At 68.8% G+C, this 18,627-nt stretch carries 18 protein-coding genes and 1 pseudogene; 12 read left to right on the top strand and 7 right to left on the bottom strand.

Annotated features, from left to right (window positions below):
- Positions 1 to 108: 108 nt before the first annotated feature.
- From ACN9MV_RS00785 to ACN9MV_RS00775, 3 genes are all read left to right on the top strand, one after another.
- Entirely contained in the window at positions 109 to 1,062 is a 954-nt protein-coding gene (locus tag ACN9MV_RS00785) for a LysR family transcriptional regulator (protein ID WP_093076604.1), read from the top strand.
- A gap of 66 nt (positions 1,063 to 1,128) precedes the next feature.
- Positions 1,129 to 2,037, top strand: a complete 909-nt coding sequence (locus tag ACN9MV_RS00780; RefSeq protein WP_426391023.1) for a DMT family transporter — start codon at positions 1,129 to 1,131, stop codon at positions 2,035 to 2,037.
- A complete protein-coding gene (locus ACN9MV_RS00775; RefSeq protein WP_097197474.1) occupies positions 2,034 to 2,978 on the top strand; it encodes a glutaminase in 945 nt (314 codons plus the stop codon). Before ACN9MV_RS00780 ends, ACN9MV_RS00775 begins: the two co-directional genes overlap by 4 nt.
- 4 nt (positions 2,979 to 2,982) lie before the next feature.
- On the opposite strand, the gene ACN9MV_RS00770 is transcribed toward ACN9MV_RS00775, so the two are convergent.
- A complete protein-coding gene (locus ACN9MV_RS00770; RefSeq protein WP_426391022.1) occupies positions 2,983 to 3,969 on the bottom strand; it encodes an NAD-dependent epimerase/dehydratase family protein in 987 nt (328 codons plus the stop codon).
- Between the two features lie 95 nt (positions 3,970 to 4,064).
- On the opposite strand from ACN9MV_RS00770, the gene ACN9MV_RS00765 reads away from it, so the two are divergent.
- From ACN9MV_RS00765 to ACN9MV_RS00745, 5 genes are all read left to right on the top strand, one after another.
- The gene (locus ACN9MV_RS00765) at positions 4,065 to 5,003 is read left to right on the top strand and encodes a LysR family transcriptional regulator (RefSeq protein ID WP_093057017.1); all 939 of its coding nucleotides are present in this window, start codon (positions 4,065 to 4,067) and stop codon (positions 5,001 to 5,003) included.
- Positions 5,000 to 5,491: a hypothetical protein gene (locus ACN9MV_RS00760; protein WP_093057018.1), complete on the top strand. Its 492-nt coding sequence runs from the start codon at positions 5,000 to 5,002 to the stop codon at positions 5,489 to 5,491. The genes ACN9MV_RS00765 and ACN9MV_RS00760 overlap by 4 nt, the downstream gene beginning before the upstream one ends.
- Positions 5,492 to 5,671: 180 nt before the next feature.
- Positions 5,672 to 6,709 carry an aliphatic amidase gene (locus tag ACN9MV_RS00755; protein ID WP_426391021.1) on the top strand — a complete coding sequence of 346 codons (1,038 nt, stop codon included), beginning with the start codon at positions 5,672 to 5,674 and terminating at the stop codon, positions 6,707 to 6,709.
- Positions 6,706 to 7,524 carry a CbbQ/NirQ/NorQ/GpvN family protein gene (locus tag ACN9MV_RS00750; protein WP_426391020.1) on the top strand — a complete coding sequence of 273 codons (819 nt, stop codon included), beginning with the start codon at positions 6,706 to 6,708 and terminating at the stop codon, positions 7,522 to 7,524. Before ACN9MV_RS00755 ends, ACN9MV_RS00750 begins: the two co-directional genes overlap by 4 nt.
- Positions 7,521 to 9,125 (top strand): nitric oxide reductase activation protein NorD, encoded by a 1,605-nt coding sequence (locus ACN9MV_RS00745; protein ID WP_426391019.1) that lies wholly within the window; start codon positions 7,521 to 7,523, stop codon positions 9,123 to 9,125. Before ACN9MV_RS00750 ends, ACN9MV_RS00745 begins: the two co-directional genes overlap by 4 nt.
- On the opposite strand, the gene ACN9MV_RS00740 is transcribed toward ACN9MV_RS00745, so the two are convergent.
- Positions 9,112 to 10,002, bottom strand: coding sequence for a LysR family transcriptional regulator (locus ACN9MV_RS00740; RefSeq protein ID WP_426391018.1), 891 nt, complete (start codon positions 10,000 to 10,002; stop codon positions 9,112 to 9,114). The genes ACN9MV_RS00745 and ACN9MV_RS00740 overlap by 14 nt on opposite strands.
- Before the next feature lie 106 nt (positions 10,003 to 10,108).
- On the opposite strand from ACN9MV_RS00740, the gene ACN9MV_RS00735 reads away from it, so the two are divergent.
- Both ACN9MV_RS00735 and ACN9MV_RS00730 read left to right on the top strand, forming a co-directional pair.
- Positions 10,109 to 10,303, top strand: a complete 195-nt coding sequence (locus tag ACN9MV_RS00735; protein WP_426391017.1) for a DUF1127 domain-containing protein — start codon at positions 10,109 to 10,111, stop codon at positions 10,301 to 10,303.
- 36 nt (positions 10,304 to 10,339) lie between these two features.
- Positions 10,340 to 11,995 (top strand): hypothetical protein, encoded by a 1,656-nt coding sequence (locus ACN9MV_RS00730; protein WP_426391016.1) that lies wholly within the window; start codon positions 10,340 to 10,342, stop codon positions 11,993 to 11,995.
- A 28-nt stretch (positions 11,996 to 12,023) separates the two neighbouring features.
- Here ACN9MV_RS00730 and ACN9MV_RS00725 read toward each other — a convergent pair.
- From ACN9MV_RS00725 to ACN9MV_RS00715, 3 genes and pseudogenes are all read right to left on the bottom strand, one after another.
- Positions 12,024 to 12,590 (bottom strand): annotated as a pseudogene (locus tag ACN9MV_RS00725) (uracil-DNA glycosylase family protein); the annotation flags it as partial.
- 6 nt (positions 12,591 to 12,596) lie between these two features.
- Positions 12,597 to 13,427, bottom strand: coding sequence for an isocitrate lyase/PEP mutase family protein (locus ACN9MV_RS00720; protein WP_426391015.1), 831 nt, complete (start codon positions 13,425 to 13,427; stop codon positions 12,597 to 12,599).
- Positions 13,428 to 13,476: 49 nt separating this feature from the next.
- Entirely contained in the window at positions 13,477 to 14,394 is a 918-nt protein-coding gene (locus tag ACN9MV_RS00715) for a LysR substrate-binding domain-containing protein (protein WP_093174821.1), read from the bottom strand.
- A gap of 127 nt (positions 14,395 to 14,521) precedes the next feature.
- Here ACN9MV_RS00715 and ACN9MV_RS00710 point away from each other — a divergent pair, with 127 nt between their 5' ends.
- Both ACN9MV_RS00710 and ACN9MV_RS00705 read left to right on the top strand, forming a co-directional pair.
- Complete coding sequence (locus ACN9MV_RS00710) at positions 14,522 to 15,388, top strand: fumarylacetoacetate hydrolase family protein (protein ID WP_426391014.1); 867 nt, start codon at positions 14,522 to 14,524, stop codon at positions 15,386 to 15,388.
- A gap of 33 nt (positions 15,389 to 15,421) precedes the next feature.
- Positions 15,422 to 16,030: a VOC family protein gene (locus tag ACN9MV_RS00705; RefSeq protein WP_426391013.1), complete on the top strand. Its 609-nt coding sequence runs from the start codon at positions 15,422 to 15,424 to the stop codon at positions 16,028 to 16,030.
- A gap of 12 nt (positions 16,031 to 16,042) precedes the next feature.
- Here the strand turns inward: ACN9MV_RS00705 and ACN9MV_RS00700 are convergent, their stop codons facing one another.
- Entirely contained in the window at positions 16,043 to 17,428 is a 1,386-nt protein-coding gene (locus ACN9MV_RS00700; protein WP_426393225.1) for an L-serine ammonia-lyase, read from the bottom strand.
- The gene (locus ACN9MV_RS00695) at positions 17,425 to 18,615 is read right to left on the bottom strand and encodes a M20 aminoacylase family protein (protein WP_426391012.1); all 1,191 of its coding nucleotides are present in this window, start codon (positions 18,613 to 18,615) and stop codon (positions 17,425 to 17,427) included. Before ACN9MV_RS00695 ends, ACN9MV_RS00700 begins: the two co-directional genes overlap by 4 nt.
- Positions 18,616 to 18,627: the final 12 nt, after the last annotated feature.

Genomic DNA, 18,627 nt, shown 5'->3' with positions numbered 1-18,627 from the left:
GAACCTCGGGAGTTTGAAGAGTGGTGCGAATCTAGGCCGCATCGCCCGTCAGGAAAACCTGTTTGTTTCGTACAGTGCGTATAGAAAATCCATACACTTCCCGGCACCATGCGCGCCATCTCCCAGACCTTCCGCTGTTTCGACGAAGTGGCCCGCCGCGGCTCGGTGCGCAAGGCCGCCGAGGCGCTGCACCTCACGGCGGCCGCCGTGCACCAGCAGGTGCTCAACCTCGAGGAACAGGTGGGCACGCCTCTGTTCGACCGGTTGCCGCGCGGCATGCAGCTGACCACGGCCGGCGAGATCATGGTGGCCGCCGTGCGGCGCGGGCAGCGCGACTTCGATAACGCCATGGCCCAGGTGGAAGACCTGCGGTCGCTGCGGCGCGGGCACATCAACCTGGCGGTGTCGCATTCGTCGGCCGAACAGCTGGTGCCCGAGGTCATCGAGGCGGCCATGAAGAACTACCCGGGCGTGACCTACAGCGTGCGGTCGGGCAGCGGCGAGAACATCCTGAAGTGGGTGGCCAACGGCGAATCGGACATCGGCTTCTGCCTGCGCCGCAAGCCGCCGCCCGGCGTGGAAGAGATACGCGCGTTTCCGCAGCACCTGGGCCTGGTCACGCCGCCCGGCCATCCGCTGGCGGCGCTGGGCAAGCTGCCGCGGCTGCGCGACTGCCTGGACCACCCGCTGATCCTCATGACGCCAGACACCGAGCTGCGCGCCATGGTCGACCAGATCGACCACCGCGAGCACCGCAAGGTGCGCCCGCTGGTGGAGACCAGCTCGGTCGCGATGGTGCGGCGGCTGGTGGCCGGCGGCACGGGCATCGGCTTTCTCATTCCCGAGAACGTGGCCGAAGACGTGGAACGCGGCACGCTGGTGTGGACCGGCCTGGCCGACGCGGGGGCGCGCTCGTTCAGCTGCCTCTACCAGCGTGCGGGCCAGACCACGGCGGTGGCCATGGGCATGTTCCTGCAGTTCCTGGAGGCTGCGCTGCTGGCCATCGAAAAGCGCTTCGAGCAGCGCGCGCCGCTGCCTTCGCTGACCGCGTTCGCACAGTAAACACGCTGGCACGATACGATCATCGGATGAATTACGCGGCAACCCGCCGCGACTGACCGGCCCCGAATGATCCAGCGCAAGACCCACCTCGACTCCCTCGCCATCGGCCTGCTCATTGCCTGCTGCGCCTTCTGGGGCCTGCAGCAGATCCTCATCAAGACCACCGTGGCCGAGGTGCCGCCGATGTGGCAGGCCTCGATCCGCATGATCGGCGCCACGGTGCTGCTGTGGCTGTGGTGTGTATCGCGAGGCGTGTCGCTGTTCGAGCGCGACGGCACGCTGTGGCCCGGTTTGCTGGCCGGCCTGCTGTTCTCTGGCGAATTCGCCGGCATCTACCTGGGGCTGCAGCACACCAGCGCCTCGCGGCTCACGGTGTTTCTCTACACCGCGCCTTTCTGGGTGTCGCTGCTGCTGCCGCGCTGGGTGCCGGCCGAGCGGCTGCGGGGCTTCCAGTGGCTGGGGCTGTTCATTGCGTTCTCGGGCGTGGTGCTGGCTTTCAGCGAAGGCTTCGGCCACATGAGTTCGTCGCAGCTCATCGGCGACGGCATGGCGCTGGCGGCCGGCATGCTCTGGGGCCTGACCACGCTCACGCTGCGCACCACGCGCCTGGCCACGGCCAGTGCGGAGAAGACGCTGTTCTATCAAGTGGCGGTAACGGCGGCGGTGTGCCCGGTGCTGTCGCTGGCGCTCGGCGAGCACTGGGGCTTTTCGTATTCCGCGCGGGCCTGGACTTCCATCGGCCTGCAGACGGTGGTCGGCGCCTTCGCCAGCTATCTCGCATGGATGTGGCTGCTGCGGCACTACCCAGCCACGCAAATGTCGTCCTTCACCTTTCTCACGCCGCTGTTCGCGCTGGTGTTCGGCGTGGTGCTGCTGAAGGAGCCGCTCACGGCGCAGCTGATCGTGGCACTGGCCGGCGTGGCGCTGGGCATCGTGCTGGTGAACCGGCGGCCTGCGGTACAACGCTCGGCATGAGCAAGACCACAACGAACTTCCAGCCCGTTCTCGACGAAATCGTCGCCACGCTGCGCCCGCAGCTCGGCCAGGGTGGCACCGTCGCGAGCTACATCCCGGCGCTCGCCCGCGTGGACGCGCGGCAGTTCGGCATCGCGCTGCGCACCTGCCAGGGCGAAGAAGCCGGCGCGGGTGACTTCGAGACGCCCTTCTCCATCCAGAGCGTGTCGAAACTCTTCACGCTCACGCTCGCCATGCAGCGCATGGGCGACGCGCTGTGGGAGCGCATCGGGCGCGAGCCCTCGGGCAATCCGTTCAACTCGCTGGTGCAGCTCGAAAACGAACAGGGCAAGCCCCGCAACCCGTTCATCAATGCCGGCGCCATCGCAGTGGCCGACCGGCTGGTGAGCCAGGCGAAGGCCACCGGCGGCAGCGCGAAGGCCGACATCCTCGCGCTCATGGGCAGCCTGTGCGGCGAGTCCATCGGCTTCGACGACGAAGTGGCGCAGTCGGAGGCCGACACGGGTTTTCGCAACGTCGCGCTGGCCAACTTCATGAAGAGCTTCGGCAAGATCGACAACGACGTCGCGACCGTGCTCGACACCTACTTCCACCAGTGCTCGCTGCGCATGAGCTGCCGGCAACTGGCGCGCGCCGCCGCCTTCCTTTGCCGCGACGGGGCGCACCCGATCGACGGCGAACCCGAGATCACGGGCGAGCGGCAGACGCGCCGCATCAACGCGCTGATGCTCACCTGCGGCACCTACGACGCGGCGGGCGACGTGGCCTTTTCCATCGGCCTGCCCTGCAAGAGCGGCGTAGGCGGCGGCATCGTGGCGGTGGTGCCCGACCGGCTCACGCTGTGCGTGTGGTCGCCCGCGCTCGATGCCACCGGCAATTCGCTGCTGGGCATGAAGGCACTGGAGCTGTTCGTGGCGCGCACGGGGCTGTCGGTCTTCTGATCGATCAGGCCGCCACGGCCACCGGCGCCGTGGCCAGGCTGCCCATGCCTTCCAGCGCGGCCTCCACTGCCTCGTCGAGCGGCGTGTGCGGCTCACGACCCAGGAAGGCAACCAGCTTCGCGTTGTCCATGCCCACGGGCGTTTGCCACAGGTAGCGCATCTCGCGCATTTCGCGGAAGGTGGTGACGAAGGGCGAGGCCAGCGCCAGCAGCCACCACGGAAAGGCCGACACACTCACCTTTGCACCTGTGCGGCGAGCAACTACCTTGCGGATGGCATCGCTCATGCGCGTGCCGTCGGCGTCCCAATGGCCGGCCATGTGGAAGCGGGCGAAGGCTTCGAGCCGGTCACGCCGCGCCAGCAGCTCGACCATGGTGCGAGCCACGTCCGGCAGGTACGACCACTGGTGGCCAATGCCCGCGCGGCCTGGATAACTCACGCCCTTGACGGGCTGGCCCGCCTTCACCAGCCCCTGCGAGAACCAGTTGTTGCCGGCCTTCGGCCCGAAGAAATCGCCAGCGCGCACGATCAGCACGCGGGCACCCTGGCGGCTGGCGTCTTCGAGGCGCCGTTCCATCTCGACGCGGATCGCGCCCTTGCGCGTGGCCGGATGCTGCGGCGAGTCTTCGGCCAGCAGCGGGAAGGCATCGGGGCCGAAGTTGTAGACCGTGCCGGGCAGCACGATGGTCGCGCCTTCGGCCTTAGCAGCGGCAATGGTGTTGTCGAGCATCGGCAGCACCAGCTCCGACCAGCGACGGTAGCCCGGCGGGTTGACCGCATGCACGATGACCGAGCAGCCCTTCGCGGCCTGCAGTACGGCCTGCGCATTCATCGCGTCGCCGGCCAGCCAGGTGATGCCGTCCCTGCGTCCTTCGGTCGCGCCGCGCTTGAGCGCGCGCACCTCCCAGCCCGCATCGCGCAGCTGGCTGGCTACCTCGCCGCCGATGCCGCCCGTTGCGCCAAGAACCAGAACCGTGTCGTTGCGTGCCATGAAATGCTCCAGAACAGTTGTCGATGGAGGAATTCTGGGTTCGGCAGGGTTCAATTGGAATTGCCGAACATGAGCCATCAGCCATACATTTATGTATGACTTCGAACATCGGCTGGGAGCTGTACCGCTCCTTCCTCGGCGTGCTGCGCGAGGGCTCTCTCTCGGGCGCGGCGCGCGCGCTCGGCATCACGCAGCCCACGGCCGGGCGCCACGTGGCAGCGCTCGAAGAGGCGCTGGGCGTGGTGCTCTTCACACGCTCGCAGACCGGGCTGCTTCCCACCGAGGTGGCGCTGTCGTTGCGCGCGCATGCCGAGGCCATGGAAAGCACCGCCGCCTCGCTGGAGCGGGCCGCCAGCAGCCAGGGCGAAGGCGTGCGCGGCGTGGTGCGGGTGTCGGCCAGCGAGGTGGTCAGCGTCGAAGTGCTGCCGCCCATCGTGGCGCGGCTGCGCGAGGCGCACCCGGCGCTGAAGGTCGAGCTGGTGTCGACCAACCGCGTGCAAGACCTGCTTCAGCGCGAGGCCGACATCGCCGTGCGCATGGTGCGGCCCAGGCAAGAGCAGCTGCTGGCGCGCCGCATCGGCAACATCGAGCTGGGCTTCCACGCGCACCGCGACTACCTCGCCCGCCACGGCACGCCGCGCAAGCTGGAGGAGCTGGCCGCGCATTCGGTGATCGGCTACGACCAGCCCTCGGCCTTCGTGCGCAACGCGGGCAAGTCGCTCAAGGTCTTTTCGCGCGATGGCTTTTCGCTGCGCACCGACAGCGACCTCGCGCAGCTGGCGCTGATCCGCGCGGGCGCGGGCGTCGGCATCTGCCAGGTGGCGCTGGCCAGGCGCAACGACGCGCTGGTGCGGCTGATGCCGCGCACCTTCTCGCTGAAGCTCGACACCTGGGTCACGATGCACGAAGACCTGCGCAACAGCCCGCGCTGCCGCGCCGCCTTCGACGCACTGGTCGAAGGCCTCTCGCTCTACATCGGCGGCCCTGCGGCAGAGGCGAAAATACCCCGCGCCAGACCAACGACACCCGAATGACCGACCCGACAGACTCCGACACCCTCCCCCTGCAGGAAGACCGCCTCTGGCGCGACGACCGCTGGACCGCCCGCATCATCAAGAACGAGGAAGACGACGGCTGGGCCGTCGAGATGACCCGCCACGGCGACCCCGAGCCGGCACTGGTCGGCCCCTGGACCATGGGCCGCGACAAGAAGAATCCGAAGCCGCTCGACGGCCCCGCCTTCTCCACGCTGGTGAAGACCGCCGCCGAAGTCATCCGCCGCCACGAGCAGCAGCTGCACGCCACGCTCAACAAGAGCGTGACCGTCACCGCGCGCAACGACCAGCGCATTCGCGTGGCCCTGGGCATCGTGCCCGACGAGGACAACCCCTCGGCCACGCTCACGGCCTATGACGATGCCGACGACTCCGAGCTCGCCAGCGTCAACGTGTCGCCCGCCTTCAGGCTCACCGCCTCCAGCGCCACCGCCTGGATCGAATCCGGCTACGCACGCCCCCGCTGAACACAGCACCCACCGCAATCAGCGAAATGACGTATGTGCAGCCCGCGCTGAGTTGAGAACAATCGGCTTCGACGACACGAACCCGTTGCACCGCAGACAGACAGGCCCGAACCGGCTGAACCCCGGTTCGGGCCTTTTTTGTTTGTTTTTCTTTCTCAACCATCCTTCAGGAGCAGCGTCATGAGACATGGTGATATTTCGAGCAGCAACGATTGCGTTGGCGTCGCGGTCGTCAACTACAAGATGCCCCGCCTCCACACCAAGGCCGAGGTGCTGGACAACGCCCGCAAGATCGGCGAAATGCTGGTCGGCATGAAGAAGGGCCTGCCGGGCATGGACCTGGTGGTCTTTCCGGAGTATTCGACGCACGGGATCATGTACGACGCCAAGGAGATGTACGACACCGCGGCCACCGTGCCGGGCGAGGAGACCGCGATCTTTGCCGACGCCTGCCGCCGCGCCAACGTGTGGGGCGTGTTCTCGCTGACCGGCGAGCGCCATGAGGAGCATCCGAACAAGGCGCCCTACAACACGCTGATCCTGATGAACAACATGGGCGAGATCGTCCAGAAGTACCGCAAGATCATGCCGTGGGTGCCCATCGAGGGCTGGTATCCGGGCGACTGCACCTATGTGAGCGATGGCCCCAAGGGCATGAAGATCAGCCTGATCATCTGCGACGACGGCAACTACCCCGAGATCTGGCGCGACTGCGCGATGCGCGGCGCCGAACTCATCGTGCGCTGCCAGGGCTACATGTACCCGGCCAAGGAGCAGCAGATCATGGTGTCGAAGGCCATGGCCTTCATGAACAACACCTACGTGGCGGTGGCCAACGCGGCGGGCTTCGACGGCGTGTATTCGTACTTCGGCCATTCGGCGCTGATCGGCTTCGACGGCCGCACGCTGGGCGAATGCGGCGAGGAAGAGATGGGCATCAACTACGCCGAGCTCTCGATGGGCCTGATCCGCGATGCGCGCAAGAATGGCCAGTCGCAGAACCACCTGTTCAAGCTCGTGCACCGCGGCTACACCGGCACCATCAACTCCGGCGACGGCGACAAGGGCGTGGCAGCCTGCCCGTACAACTTCTACACGAAGTGGATCAACGACCCCGAGGGCACGCGCGAAATGGTGGAGTCGTTCACGCGCAGCACGGTGGGCACGCCGGAGTGCCCCATCGAGGGCATTCCGAACGAGCCGGCCCAGCACCGATGAACGCGGCGGTTCCCGATCCGCTGGCTGCCTACCGCATCGAGACCGAGCCCTTCTACCGGCCCGCGGGCAACGAGGTGGCGCTGTACCGGCAGGCGTACCGCCACCGCATGCCGCTGATCCTCAAAGGCCCGACCGGCTGCGGCAAGACCCGCTTCGTGGAGCACATGGCGTGGTCGCTGGGCCGGCCGCTGGTCACGCTGGCCTGCAACGAGGACATGACGGCCTCCGACCTCGTCGGGCGCTACCTGCTCGACGCCAACGGCACGGCCTGGCACGACGGGCCGCTGACACTCGCCGTGCGGCACGGCGGCATCTGCTATCTCGACGAGGTGGTGGAGGCGCGGCAGGACACGACCGTGGTGATCCACCCGCTGACGGACGCGCGGCGCATCCTGCCGCTCGACAAGAAGGGCGAACTGGTGCGCGCGCACCCCGACTTTCAACTCGTGGTGTCATACAACCCCGGCTACCAGAGCAGCGCGAAGGACATGAAGCCTTCGACGCGCCAGCGCTTCGCGGCGCTGGAATTCGACTACCCCGGCAGCACGCTCGAAGCGGAGATCGTGTCGCACGAAGCCGCCATCGAACTCGACCTCGCGACGAAGCTGGTGGCCATCGCGCGCTGCTCGCGCGAACTGAAGCACCGGGGGCTCGACGAAGGCGTGTCAACGCGCATGCTGATCTATGCGGGCGTGCTGATCCGCGACGGCGTGACGCCGCGCGAGAGCTGCGAGATGACGATGACGCGCGCGCTGACGGACGACCCCGACATGGCGAGCGCACTACAGGGCTTTGTCGAAGCGCAGTTCGGATGAACGCTGCGTTGTCGCTGCTGGCCCGTGGCCTTGCCGGCATCGATGTCGAAGTGCAGGCGCTGGCCGGAACGCGCGTCGTGCTGGTCGGCAAGCGCCTGTTGCTGCCCGAGGGCGCCGGCGAAGAACGCTTGCATCGCGCCATGGTCGCGCATGCGGTCGCGCACCTGCGCCACTCCACGCCCGCCCGCCCGGCGCGCACCCTCAAGCCCATGGGCATCGCGGTGATCTCGGCCATCGAGGACGCGCGCGTCGAACGCCTGCTGTGCCGCGACTTCCCCGGCCTGCACGGCTGGTTCGCCGAATCGCTGGCGCCCGTGCCCGACCCGCTGGACCTGGGCTTCGCGGCGCTCGTCGCGCGCATGGACCGCATGCTGATGCTGCCCGCATGGCAGGACGATAACCACTGGGTCAACAAGGCCCGCCGCCTTTTCGACGAAACCATCGCGCATGCCGGTCTGGAAGACCGCGACGCCTTCCGCGCCGTCGCCTCCATCCTCGCCAACGACCTCGGCCAGATGCGCGTGCGCTTCGAGCCCCGGGACTACGCGGTGCCCGCGCCCTACCGCGACGACAACAGCTACCTCTGGGATTTCGGCGAAGCCGATACGCCGCCGGACGAGGCCATCGCGCTCCAGCAATCGGGGGCGCTTGGTGAAGGCAGCAGCCACCCGTCAGCCGGCGGCATGGATGAGATGGAGTTGGGCCGCTACACCTACCCCGAATGGGACCGCAAACTGGAGCGCCTGCGCCCCGACTGGTGCACGGTGATCGAGAAGCTGCCCGCATGGCAAGGCCTCAGCGCACCGCGCGAACAGGCCACGGCCGACAGCAAACGCATCCCTCCGCTCGCCCTGCCCCGCTCCCGCCATCTCGACCGCACGCACCGGCTGCGCCGCCAATGGGAAGGCGACGACATCGACCTGAACGCTGCCATCGAAGTGCTGATCGACCGCCGCCTGCGCCTGCAGCCCGACCCCCGCCTGTTCATGCGCCCCGGCAAGGGCCCGCGCCCTTCGAGCCTGCTCGTGCTGCTCGACCTGTCGGCATCGGCGAACGATGCGGGCCCGCACACCGTCTCGCTGCTCGACATCGAAAAGCGGGCCGCCCTGCTGCTTGCCGCATCGAACACGCAAGGCATCGACCGCCTCGCGATCCACGGCTTTTCGTCGAACACGCGCGCCGAGGTCTATTACTACCGCCTGCTCGACTTCGGCCAGCCGCTCGATGCCGCGTCGCGCGCCACCATCGGCGCGGTGCAGGGGCGCTACTCCACGCGCATGGGCGCCGCGCTTCGCCATGCGACCTCGCACCTGCGCGGCGAGCCCGCGGGCCAGCGCGCGATCCTGCTCGTGACCGACGGCGCGCCTTCCGACATCGACGTGCACGACCCCGGGTACCTGATCGAAGACGCCCGCCAGGCCGTGGCCGAGGCGCGCGAAGCCGGCGTGCACACCGCCTGCATTGCGGTGGACGGCGCGGCCGATGCCTATGTGCGCCGCATCTTCGGCTGGCGCAACCACGGCATTGCCGACGATGTGCGCACGCTGCCCCAGCGCCTGGCGCGCATGAGCGCCCGGCTCGGGATGCTCAGGCCTGGCTGAACGCCGTCAGCACCTCCAGCACGCTCAGCGTCGCGCCGTCGAGCATCGCGTGCTGGCGATGCGCAATGCCCACGCGGCGCGTGAGCTTCGGGCTCACCGGCAGGATCTGCATGCGGTCGTTGCGCCCCGTGTCGGTGGACTGCTGCAGCGGCAGCAGCGCGGCGCCATAGCCCGCCGCCACCAGGCTGCGCATGGCAGCGTCGTAGTTGAGCTCGATGCGTGCGCGCGGCGCGAAGCCGGCGTCTGCGAACCACTCCATCGTGAGCCGGTACATGTGCGTGGTCGCCTCGTTGAAGATCAGCGGCTGCGTCGCCAGCCAGGCCGGCGTGACGCGCCTGGGCGCCTTCCAGCGCTGCGGCACGAAGGCCATCATGGGCTGCTCGCACCACGGCGTGACGACGATGCCGCGCAGCGGCGGCTGCGGAATGGCGACCAGGCCGATGTCGAGCGTGCCTGCCGCCAGCCGTTCCATGGCCTCGTAGGAGCCGCGGATGCTCACTTCGACGTCGATGCCCGAATGCTCCTCCCCCAGCGCTTCGAGCACCTGCGGCAGCAGGTCGACCAGCACGCCGGTCGAAGTGCCCAGGCGCACGCGGCCCACGCGCCCTTCGGCCTGGCGCTTGACTGCTTCGACGGCGTCGTCGGTGTCGCGCAGCAGCTTGCGTCCGCGCTCGACCAGCGCCGCTCCGGCGGCCGTGGGCGTGATGCGCCGGTTGCCGCGCACCACCAGCGGCGCGTCGAGGCGCGATTCGAGTTCGCTGATGTGCAGGCTCACCGTGGGCTGCGCCAGGTGCAGCGCCCTGGCCGCCGCCGAGAAGGTGCCGAGATCGACGATGGCAATGAGGGTGCGCAGTTGATCGAGGTTGAGCTGTCGCATCGGGTCGCCTCAGTATCAGTAAAGGTGATGGGAAGTGTCAGGAATCTCAACTTCCACAATAGCATGCACCGCCGGAAGATGAGCGCTCCCAACCAAGGAGCCCATCGTGACCGCGCCCAAGCCATCGTCTTTTCATCAACGCCTGATCCATGCCCTGCGCGGCTGGCGCCGCCGCGTGGTGAACAGCCGCCGCACGCACGCCGACTCGCGGCAACTGGCCAGCATGAGCGACCACGATCTGCGCGACCTGGGCATCGGGCGCAGCGAAGTGCCCGAGCTGCTGGACCGCCATCGGCACTGATCAGGTTCTGCGCCCGTTTTGAGGTTCAATTCGGGCGTGCCCAAGCCTGCTCTCCTTTCCATCGAACTCACCTCGCCGCAGTCGGTCAACGGCCGGCGCGCGGCCTTTCAATCGCTCTGGCTGCTGGTGCGCATGCAGCATGCGCACGATGCCGGCGCCGGTGTCGTGCGGCTGGCCGATCTGCGCGGCGAAGTGTCCGATGCCAGCACCTTGCGCATGGTCGTAAGCCGCGCGTTCCGCGACTTCAAGGCCTGGAACATCGAGGTCGGCTGGGGCGAAGACACGCAGCGCGAGCCCCGCTTCCTGAATGCCGAGCGGCGCAGCCAGGGCCCGTTCTGGCTTCCCGCCGCCGAGGCGAAGCGCGTGCGCGTGCTGGTGCAAGGCCGCGCGGCCACGGCTGCCGAAGTGGCGTCGTTCCTCGGCCTGCGTTCGCGCAAAGCCCAAGCCGCCGGCTCGCCGCCGCCCGATGCGGTGCATCTGCAGGACGCGGCCTTCTGGAAGCAGCTTGTCGCCTCGCAGCAGGCGGCGCGGCAGGGCCGGCTGATGGCGCCGGTGGCGGGCGGGAACGGCAGTGGCAACGGAAGCGCGCTCGAATCGATCCGCCTCGCCGGCACGCTGGCAGCCACCGACTTCCAGCGCGCGCTGGTCACGCTCAACGAGGCCATGCTGTGGCGCCGGCTCGGCGACAACGAGCAGGCGCGTCGGCGGCTGCAGGCGTTGAAGAAGCAGCGGCTCGCGCACCACGTGGCGGGCAACGACTACCTCGGTGCGATGGAATGCATCGTCTCCGCATGGTGCGCCTACACCGCGCGCGACCTGCCGCTGGCGCAGTCGCTGCTGGGCGGCATGGCCGAAGATGCGGCGCGCGGGCTGGTGCTGCGGCACCACCCCGACGTGCGCTTCGAGTGGTGCAACCTGTGGGCGCTGGTGTGCCGCTCGCGCGCGCTGGCGCTGTCGGCCGAAGACAAGCCGGCGGCGGCCGCGCTCGCCGAAGAATCGCTGCGCCGCTTCGGCGAGGCGCTGGCAGCCGCCTTCGAATCGCACTCCTTCGACGCGGCGCAGCACGTGGCCGCCAACATGGGCATGGCCGCATGGCTGTTCGATCGCGTAGGGTTGTCCGACCTGCCCGCGCTCGCACACGACGGCAAGGCCGACACCACGCGGCGCGCGGTGCAATGGATCGCCTTCAGCGAATGGCTCTGCGGCCACACCGACGGCCAGGGCCGCTCGGCGTGGAATGCGATCTACCTGATGCGCATCGCGCGCGGCCACTGCCGGCCAGAGAAGCAGCCCGCGCTTGCGCAGTTCCGTGCGCAGAAGCCACTGGACCCGGCCGCCATCTCGAAGCTGGCCGGTCCGCTCGCCGATGCCTTCGATGCGACGAACTGGCCCGCGCGCTGGGTCGACGTGGCGCAGGCGCGGCTTGCCGACCACCAGGCGGGGCGCCGCCGCTACCCGGGGCTGCAGCATTGCAGCCTGCTGTTCGAGCACGCCTGGTATGCGGCGCACGCGGGCGACCTGAAGGCGGCGGAACAGTCGCTGAGCCTGCTGCGCGAAGCGCTGCCCCAGCTGGTGCCGAGCGACCGCGCGTACTTCACCGAATCATGGAACGACGCGCTGCCGGCCGAGCTGGTGCTGGAGGCAAAGCCGCCGCGCCGGCCTGCGGCGCGGCGTGCGAAGTCAACGCCCTAGTTGCAGGCGGCGATGGAGTGGGCGAAAACAGCGCTTCCCGCACCCGCTCGCGCAGCACCGGCAGCACATCGCTCTCGAACCACGGGTGGTGCTTGAACCAGCCTGTGTTGCGCGGCGAAGGATGCGGCAGCGGAACAAAACGCGGCGCATAGTCGGCGAAGGCCTCCACGGTTTCGGTGACGCTGCCGCGCGCCGTCTTGCCGAGGAAGTGGCGCTGCGCGTACTGCCCGATGAGCAACGTCAGTTCGATGCGCGACATCTGCGCGAGCAGCCGCTCGTGCCACAGCTCGGCGCATTCCTTGCGCGGCGGCAGGTCACCGCTGGCACCGCGCCCCGGGTAGCAATAGCCCATCGGCATGATCGCAATGCGCGTCGCGTCGTAGAACACGTCGCGATCGATGCCGAGCCATCGGCGCAGCTGCTCGCCACTCTTGTCGTCCCACGGCACGCCCGTGCGGTGCACGGTCATGCTGGGCGCCTGGCCGACGATCAGCAGCCGGGCGCTCGCGCTGGCCTGCACCACTGGCCGCGGGCCCAGCGGCAGATGCGCCTCGCACACGCGGCAGGCGCGGATCTCGGCGAGCAGCGCATCCACGGTGCCTCAGCCGGCGAACGGGCGGAAGAAGGCGTTGAGCTCGGCGCCCGGTGCGGCATCTGCAAAGCCGTCGAAGCGCCCCTGGTCGGCCAGCATGCGTGCAGCGCGGATGAAGCCGCCCCAGGCCGCGCGCGCCATGCCGCCACCCACGCTCACGCGGCGCACGCCAAGCCCGGCGATGTCCTGCATCGTGAGCTCGCTGGCCGCGCCCACCAGCAGGTTGACCGGCTTGCCTCCTGCGGCAGCGACCACGGCCGCGATCTGCTCGCGGGTCTTGATGCCGGGCGCGTAGAGGCAATCGGCACCCGCGTTCGAATAGGCCTTGAGCCGCGCGATGGCGTCGGCCAGGTCGGGTCGCCCGGCGAAGAAGTTCTCGGCGCGGCCGACCAGCAGCACGTCGGCGCCCGATGCATCGATGGCCTTGCGCGCGGCGCGCATGCGCTCGACCGCCACGTCGATGGAAAAGAGCGGGTCGGCGGCGTTGCCCGTCGAGTCTTCGATGGACAGACCCGCCACACCGGTCTCGATCGCGAGGCGCACGCTCTCGGCCACGCCCTGTGCATCGGCGGCAAAGCCGTTCTCGAAGTCGGCATTTACGGGCAGTTCGGTGGCTTCCACCAGCTCACGCAAGTGCGCCAGGATGAGTTCGCGCGACATCGCCCCATCGGCCTGACCCTGCGACCACGCAAAGCCCGAGCTGGTGGTGGCCAGCGCCTTGAAGCCCAGGCCTTCGAGGAAGCGCGCGCTGCCCGTGTCCCAGGGGTTCGGAATGACGAAGCAGCCTTGTTCGTGAAGGGCGCGGAAGTCGGCGCGTTTCTCGGCGACGGTACGGGTCATTGCAGTGCCTTTGTTTGTCTTGCGGGAGTTGGAACGAAAGAAGGGCCGGTCAGGATAAGCCTGTCCGCGCGACAGCCTCGCCCGGCGGGTTTTGCAACAGGTAGTCGATGAAGGCGCGCACCGCCGGCAGCATGCCGCGCCGGGAAGCGAACGCGGCCTGGATCTCGCTGGTCGCACAGGCCCATTCGCCGCACACGCGCACCAGGCGGCCTTCGGCGAGCGCATCGCGACACATGATCTCGGGCAGCAGCGCCAGGCCCATGCCCTGCTCCGCGAGATGCCTGAGCGCAAACATGTCGTCGGTGACGAAGTGCGGCGTGAAGCCGAATTCCTGCACCTGCGCGCCGCGCTCCAGCGCCCAGCGGTAGCGGTCGTTCTCGGCGGGCAGCGACAGCACGGGCCATGCGGCCAGGTCGGCGAGCCCCTGCGGCGCGCCAAGCTGCGCCAGCAGCGCGGGGCTGGCCAGCAGCACGTCGACGGTGGAGCCCAGCGGCCGGGCGATGAGGCTGGAGTCCTCGAAGGGCGGGCGCCGCACGCGCAGCACCACGTCGATGTTCTCCTGCATCGGATCGACGCGCCGGTTGCTCACTTCCAGCTGCAGCCGCACGCCGGGGCAGGCACGCATGAAGGCCGGAATCAGCGGCGTGAGCCAGAACTGCGCGAGGGTGAACGGGCAGCTCACGCGCAGCAGGCCCTGCGGCTGCGAGGTGGCCTGGCGCAGCACGTCGAAGGCTTCGTCGCCCGCCGCCACCGTGGCCTGGCAGCGCTCGTAGAACTCCCGGCCCACGCCGGTGAGCAGCAGGCGGCGCGAACTGCGCTGCAGCAGTCGCACGCCCAGGCGCTCCTCGAGCTGCGAGATGCGGCGGCTCAGGCGCGACTTGGGAATGCCCAGGTGCCGGCTCGCTGCGCTGAAGCCCTGCTGCGTCACCACGTGGGCGAAGAGCGCCAGGTCGTTGAGGTCTTCCATGTCTCTCGTTCTGTTTTTCGTTCCACCGGCAGAACGATCCGTTCATGCCGGGCGAATTGTTCTGCGTTCGTTCCACCAGCATCATCGATCGCTCCCTGTCGGTCAACCACCCGTTCCAGCACACGCCATGAAACTCGCCAGCTTCCACCACCGCGACGCCCTTCGCTTCGGCGTGGTCCGAAACGAGGAAATCGCCGACCTGACGGACCAGCCCGACGCGCCGCCCGGGCTGCGCGAACTCCTTGCGCGCGGCGACGAAGGCATGGCGTGGCTGCACGCCGTGCTGGCGGAAGCACCCCGCGTGGCACTGGCCGGCGTGCGGCTGGCGGCGCCCATTCCCGCGCCGCAGAAGTTCCTGGGGCTCGGCGGCAACTACGCCTCGCACCTGGAGGAGGCCGCGAAGCTGGGGCTCGTTCGGCCACCGGGCCAGGTGTGGTTCAACAAGCAGGTGTCGTGCGTGGCCGGCCCCTTCGATGCGGTGCACAAGCCCCGCGTGTCCGACCAGTTCGACTACGAGGGCGAACTCGGCGTGGTCATCGGCAGGCGCTGCCGCCACGTGCGCGCGGAAGACGCGATGGCCATGGTCGCGGGCTACGTGGTGGTCAACGACATGAGCGTGCGCGACTGGCAGATGCGCGCGCCCACGCACACGCTGGGCAAGTCCTTCGACACGCACGGCCCCTTCGGGCCCTGGCTGGTGACGCGCGACGAGATTGCCGACCCGCACGCGCTACGGCTGCGCACCTGGGTCAACGGCGAGCTGCGGCAGGACGGCAACACCGCGCAGATGATCCACCGCATCGAGGCCATGCTGGTCGAACTGAGCACCGCCTTCACGCTGGAGCCGGGCGACGTGCTGAGCACCGGCAGCCCCGCTGGAGTCGGCGGGCTGATGGACCCGCCGCGCTATCTGGTGCCGGGCGACGTGGTGCGCGTGGAGATCGAAGGCATCGGCCGCATCGAGAACCGCGTGATTGCCGAACCCGCCGGCTGAGCGTTGCGCCCCCAAAGAAAGAAGGAGACACCCATGAACGACATTGCGACCCCGGTACGCCCGCTACCCGACTTCACGCGCACCTCGCTCAGCCCCGTCAAGCTGGCGCACGTAGTGCTGCGCGTGAGCGACCTGGCGCGTTCGCGCGCGTGGTACCTCGACGTGCTGCAGGCCCATGCCGCGTTCGAGAACGAGATGCTGTGCTTCCTGACCTACGACGACGAGCACCACCGCATCGGCCTGATCGCAGGACCGGAGCTGAAACACGAAGCCGACGCGAGCACGGGCCTGGAGCACATCGCCTTCACCTACGGCTCGCTCGGCGAATTGCTGGCCAACCATCGCCGCCTGGCCGCGCGAGGCATCCGGCCCTACTGGTGCATCAACCACGGGCCGACCATCTCGATGTACTACCGCGACCCCGACGGCCACCGGCTCGAGTTGCAGCACGACGTGTTCGAAACAGCCGAGGAAGTCAGCGCCTTCTTCGCCAGTGGCGCTTATGCCGAGAACTTCATGGGCGTGGTGTTCGACCCCGAAGCGCTGGCTGCGCGCTTCGAGGCCGGCGAGCCACTGGCTTCGCTCACCGAACGGCCCCGGCTGCCGGAGGGCAAGGCGCCGTGGGACATGTTCGTGCCCTGAGCTTCGGCGCGGTCAGCACTCCACCACGTTCACCGCGAGGCCGCCGAGCGAGGTTTCCTTGTACGTCGACTTCATGTCCTCGCCGGTCTGCTTCATGGTGCGGATCACCGCGTCGAGCGACACGTAGTGGCTGCCGTTACCGCGCAGAGCCATGCGCGCCGCATTGATCGCCTTCACCGCGCCCATGGCGTTGCGCTCGACGCACGGGATCTGCACCATGCCGCCGACCGGGTCGCAGGTAAGGCCGAGGTTGTGTTCCATGCCGATCTCGGCCGCGTTCTCGACCTGCGCCGGCGTGGCGCCGAGCACCGCGGCCAGCGCGCCGGCCGCCATCGAGCAGGCGACGCCCACCTCGCCCTGGCAACCGACTTCGGCGCCCGAAATGGAAGCGTTGGTCTTGTAGAGCATGCCGATGGCCGCCGCGGTGAGCAGGAAGTCGACGATGCCCTCGTCGCTCGCCTGCGGCACGAAGCGCTGGTAGTAGTGCATCACGGCGGGCACCACGCCCGCAGCGCCGTTGGTGGGCGCGGTGACCACGCGGCCGCCGGCTGCGTTCTCCTCGTTCACCGCCATCGCGAAGGCATTGACCCAGTCCATCACCGCGAGCGGGTCGGCCGCACCGGCTTGCGCCAGCAACTCGCGGTTCAGCTCAGGGGCGCGGCGGCGCATGCGCAGCGGGCCGGGCAGCGCAAGCGCGGCCAACGGGTTGTCAATGCCGAAGCCGCGCTGCACGCACTGCTGCATCACGCCCCAGATGCGCAGCAGGCCGCTGCGCACCTCGGCTTCGGGCCGCCACACGCATTCGTTGCGCATGACCAGCGCGGCCACCGACAGGCCGCTGTCATGGCATTGCGCCATGAGTTCGTCGCCGGTGGTGAAGGGATGCGGCACGGCGGAAGCAGCCGCCACCGTTGCGGCCACGGCCTGCCCGCCTTCGACGACGAAGCCGCCGCCGACCGAGAAGTACGTGCCCTCGGCCAGCGTGCCGCCATCGGCCGCGAAGGCTGTGAAACGCATGGCGTTGGGGTGTTCGGGCAGCGACTCTTCGCCGCGAAAGGCGATGTCGCGCACGCGGTCGAAGGCAATGGGCGTGGTGCCCAGCAGGCTCAGCTGGCCGGTGCGGCGAAGCGCTTCCAGCCGCGGCTGCACGGTCTCGGGCTGCACCGTGTCGGGCGCGTCGCCGAAGAGCCCGAGGATCACGCCCTGGTCAGTCGCGTGGCCGTGGCCGGTGGCGCCGAGCGAGCCGAACAGGTCAACGTGCAGACGCGCCACCTGCGCGAGCACGCCGCGCCGCTCGAGCGACTGCGCGAACAGCAGCGCCGCGCGCATCGGCCCGACGGTGTGCGAACTGGACGGGCCGATGCCGATCTTGAAGATGTCGAAGGCGGAGAGCATCAGCGCATCATGCTCTCGTCCGTTGATGCCGGCAGCTGCTGTTTGACCAGCGCCACCCAGTAGGCGGCGCCCAGCGGCAGGATGGCGTCGTTGAAGTCGTAGTACGGGTTGTGCACGTTCGGATCGTTCGGGCCCTCGCCCGCGCCAATGCCGATGTAGGCACCCGGGCGCTTCTGCAGCATGAAGGCGAAGTCTTCCGAGCCCATGGCCGGCGGGATATCGGTGTGCACCTGCTCACGCTCGACCAGGCTGGCGGCGGCGGCGATGGCGGCGTCGGTCTCGGCTGGCGTGTTGACCACGCCGGGGTAGCCGCGGCGATAGTCGAGCGCCACCCGGGCGCCGTGCGTGACCGCAACGCCGTCGCAAATCTGCTGCATCGCGGCCTGGGTCTGGTCTTGAATGACGGGGTCGAGCGTGCGCACGGTGCCGCGCAGCACCACGGTCTCGGGGATCACGTTCCAGGTGTCGCCGCCGTGGATCTGCGTGACGCTCACCACGGCCGAATCGGTCGCGCCGGTGCGGCGGCTCACGATGGTCTGCAGTGCGTTCACCAGCTGGGCCGAGACGACCACCGAATCGATGCCGGTCTCGGGCATGGCGCCGTGGCTGCCCTTGCCGGTGATGACGATCTCGAAGGTGTCGAGAAAGGCCGTCATCGTGCCCTTGCGGATCGCGAACTGGCCGCGCGGCAGGGCCGGGAAGTTGTGCATGCCGTAGACGGCGTCGGCCGGGAACTGCTCGAACAGGCCCTCTTCCACCATCACGCGGCCACCACCCTCGTTCTCTTCGGCTGGTTGGAACACGAAGTGCACCGTGCCCTTGAATGGCTTGTGGCGCGACAGGTGCTCGGCCGCGCCGAGCAGCATGGCGGTGTGGCCGTCATGGCCGCAGGCGTGCATCTTGCCGGCGCACTTGGAGGCATGCGCCTGCGTGCCCAGCTCTTGCATGTTGAGCGCATCGAGGTCGGCGCGCAGCGCGATGCCCGGGCCCTCGCCGTTCTTCAGCGTACCGACCACGCCAGTGCAGGCCAGGCCGCGATGCACCGTCAGGCCCATCAGCATCAGCGCATTGGCGACAACGTTGGCGGTGCGGTGTTCCTCGAAGGCGGTCTCGGGGTTGGCGTGAATGTCGCGGCGCCAGCTCAGCATGCGGGCGCGGGTGTCTTCGTCGATGTCGGGGTCGCGGTACATGGCAGTTCTCTC

The organism is Variovorax sp. R-27, assembly GCF_049913215.1.
GTDB lineage: Bacteria > Pseudomonadota > Gammaproteobacteria > Burkholderiales > Burkholderiaceae_C > Variovorax.
This window is presented reverse-complemented; position numbering and strand designations above follow the sequence as displayed.

Excerpts from the sequence above, each read along its gene's own strand:
- ACN9MV_RS00695 (WP_426391012.1), bottom strand. The coding sequence starts at position 18,615 with ATGTACCGCGACCCCGACATCGACGAAGACACCCGCGCCCGCATGCTG.
- ACN9MV_RS00775 (WP_097197474.1), top strand. The coding sequence starts at position 2,034 with ATGAGCAAGACCACAACGAACTTCCAGCCCGTTCTCGACGAAATCGTC.
- ACN9MV_RS00705 (WP_426391013.1), top strand. The coding sequence starts at position 15,422 with ATGAACGACATTGCGACCCCGGTACGCCCGCTACCCGACTTCACGCGC.
- ACN9MV_RS00765 (WP_093057017.1), top strand. The coding sequence starts at position 4,065 with ATGACTTCGAACATCGGCTGGGAGCTGTACCGCTCCTTCCTCGGCGTG.
- ACN9MV_RS00740 (WP_426391018.1), bottom strand. The coding sequence starts at position 10,002 with ATGCGACAGCTCAACCTCGATCAACTGCGCACCCTCATTGCCATCGTC.
- ACN9MV_RS00710 (WP_426391014.1), top strand. The coding sequence starts at position 14,522 with ATGAAACTCGCCAGCTTCCACCACCGCGACGCCCTTCGCTTCGGCGTG.
- ACN9MV_RS00720 (WP_426391015.1), bottom strand. The coding sequence starts at position 13,427 with ATGACCCGTACCGTCGCCGAGAAACGCGCCGACTTCCGCGCCCTTCAC.
- ACN9MV_RS00755 (WP_426391021.1), top strand. The coding sequence starts at position 5,672 with ATGAGACATGGTGATATTTCGAGCAGCAACGATTGCGTTGGCGTCGCG.
- ACN9MV_RS00745 (WP_426391019.1), top strand. The coding sequence starts at position 7,521 with ATGAACGCTGCGTTGTCGCTGCTGGCCCGTGGCCTTGCCGGCATCGAT.
- ACN9MV_RS00760 (WP_093057018.1), top strand. The coding sequence starts at position 5,000 with ATGACCGACCCGACAGACTCCGACACCCTCCCCCTGCAGGAAGACCGC.
- ACN9MV_RS00750 (WP_426391020.1), top strand. The coding sequence starts at position 6,706 with ATGAACGCGGCGGTTCCCGATCCGCTGGCTGCCTACCGCATCGAGACC.
- ACN9MV_RS00715 (WP_093174821.1), bottom strand. The coding sequence starts at position 14,394 with ATGGAAGACCTCAACGACCTGGCGCTCTTCGCCCACGTGGTGACGCAG.
- ACN9MV_RS00785 (WP_093076604.1), top strand. The coding sequence starts at position 109 with ATGCGCGCCATCTCCCAGACCTTCCGCTGTTTCGACGAAGTGGCCCGC.
- ACN9MV_RS00780 (WP_426391023.1), top strand. The coding sequence starts at position 1,129 with ATGATCCAGCGCAAGACCCACCTCGACTCCCTCGCCATCGGCCTGCTC.
- ACN9MV_RS00770 (WP_426391022.1), bottom strand. The coding sequence starts at position 3,969 with ATGGCACGCAACGACACGGTTCTGGTTCTTGGCGCAACGGGCGGCATC.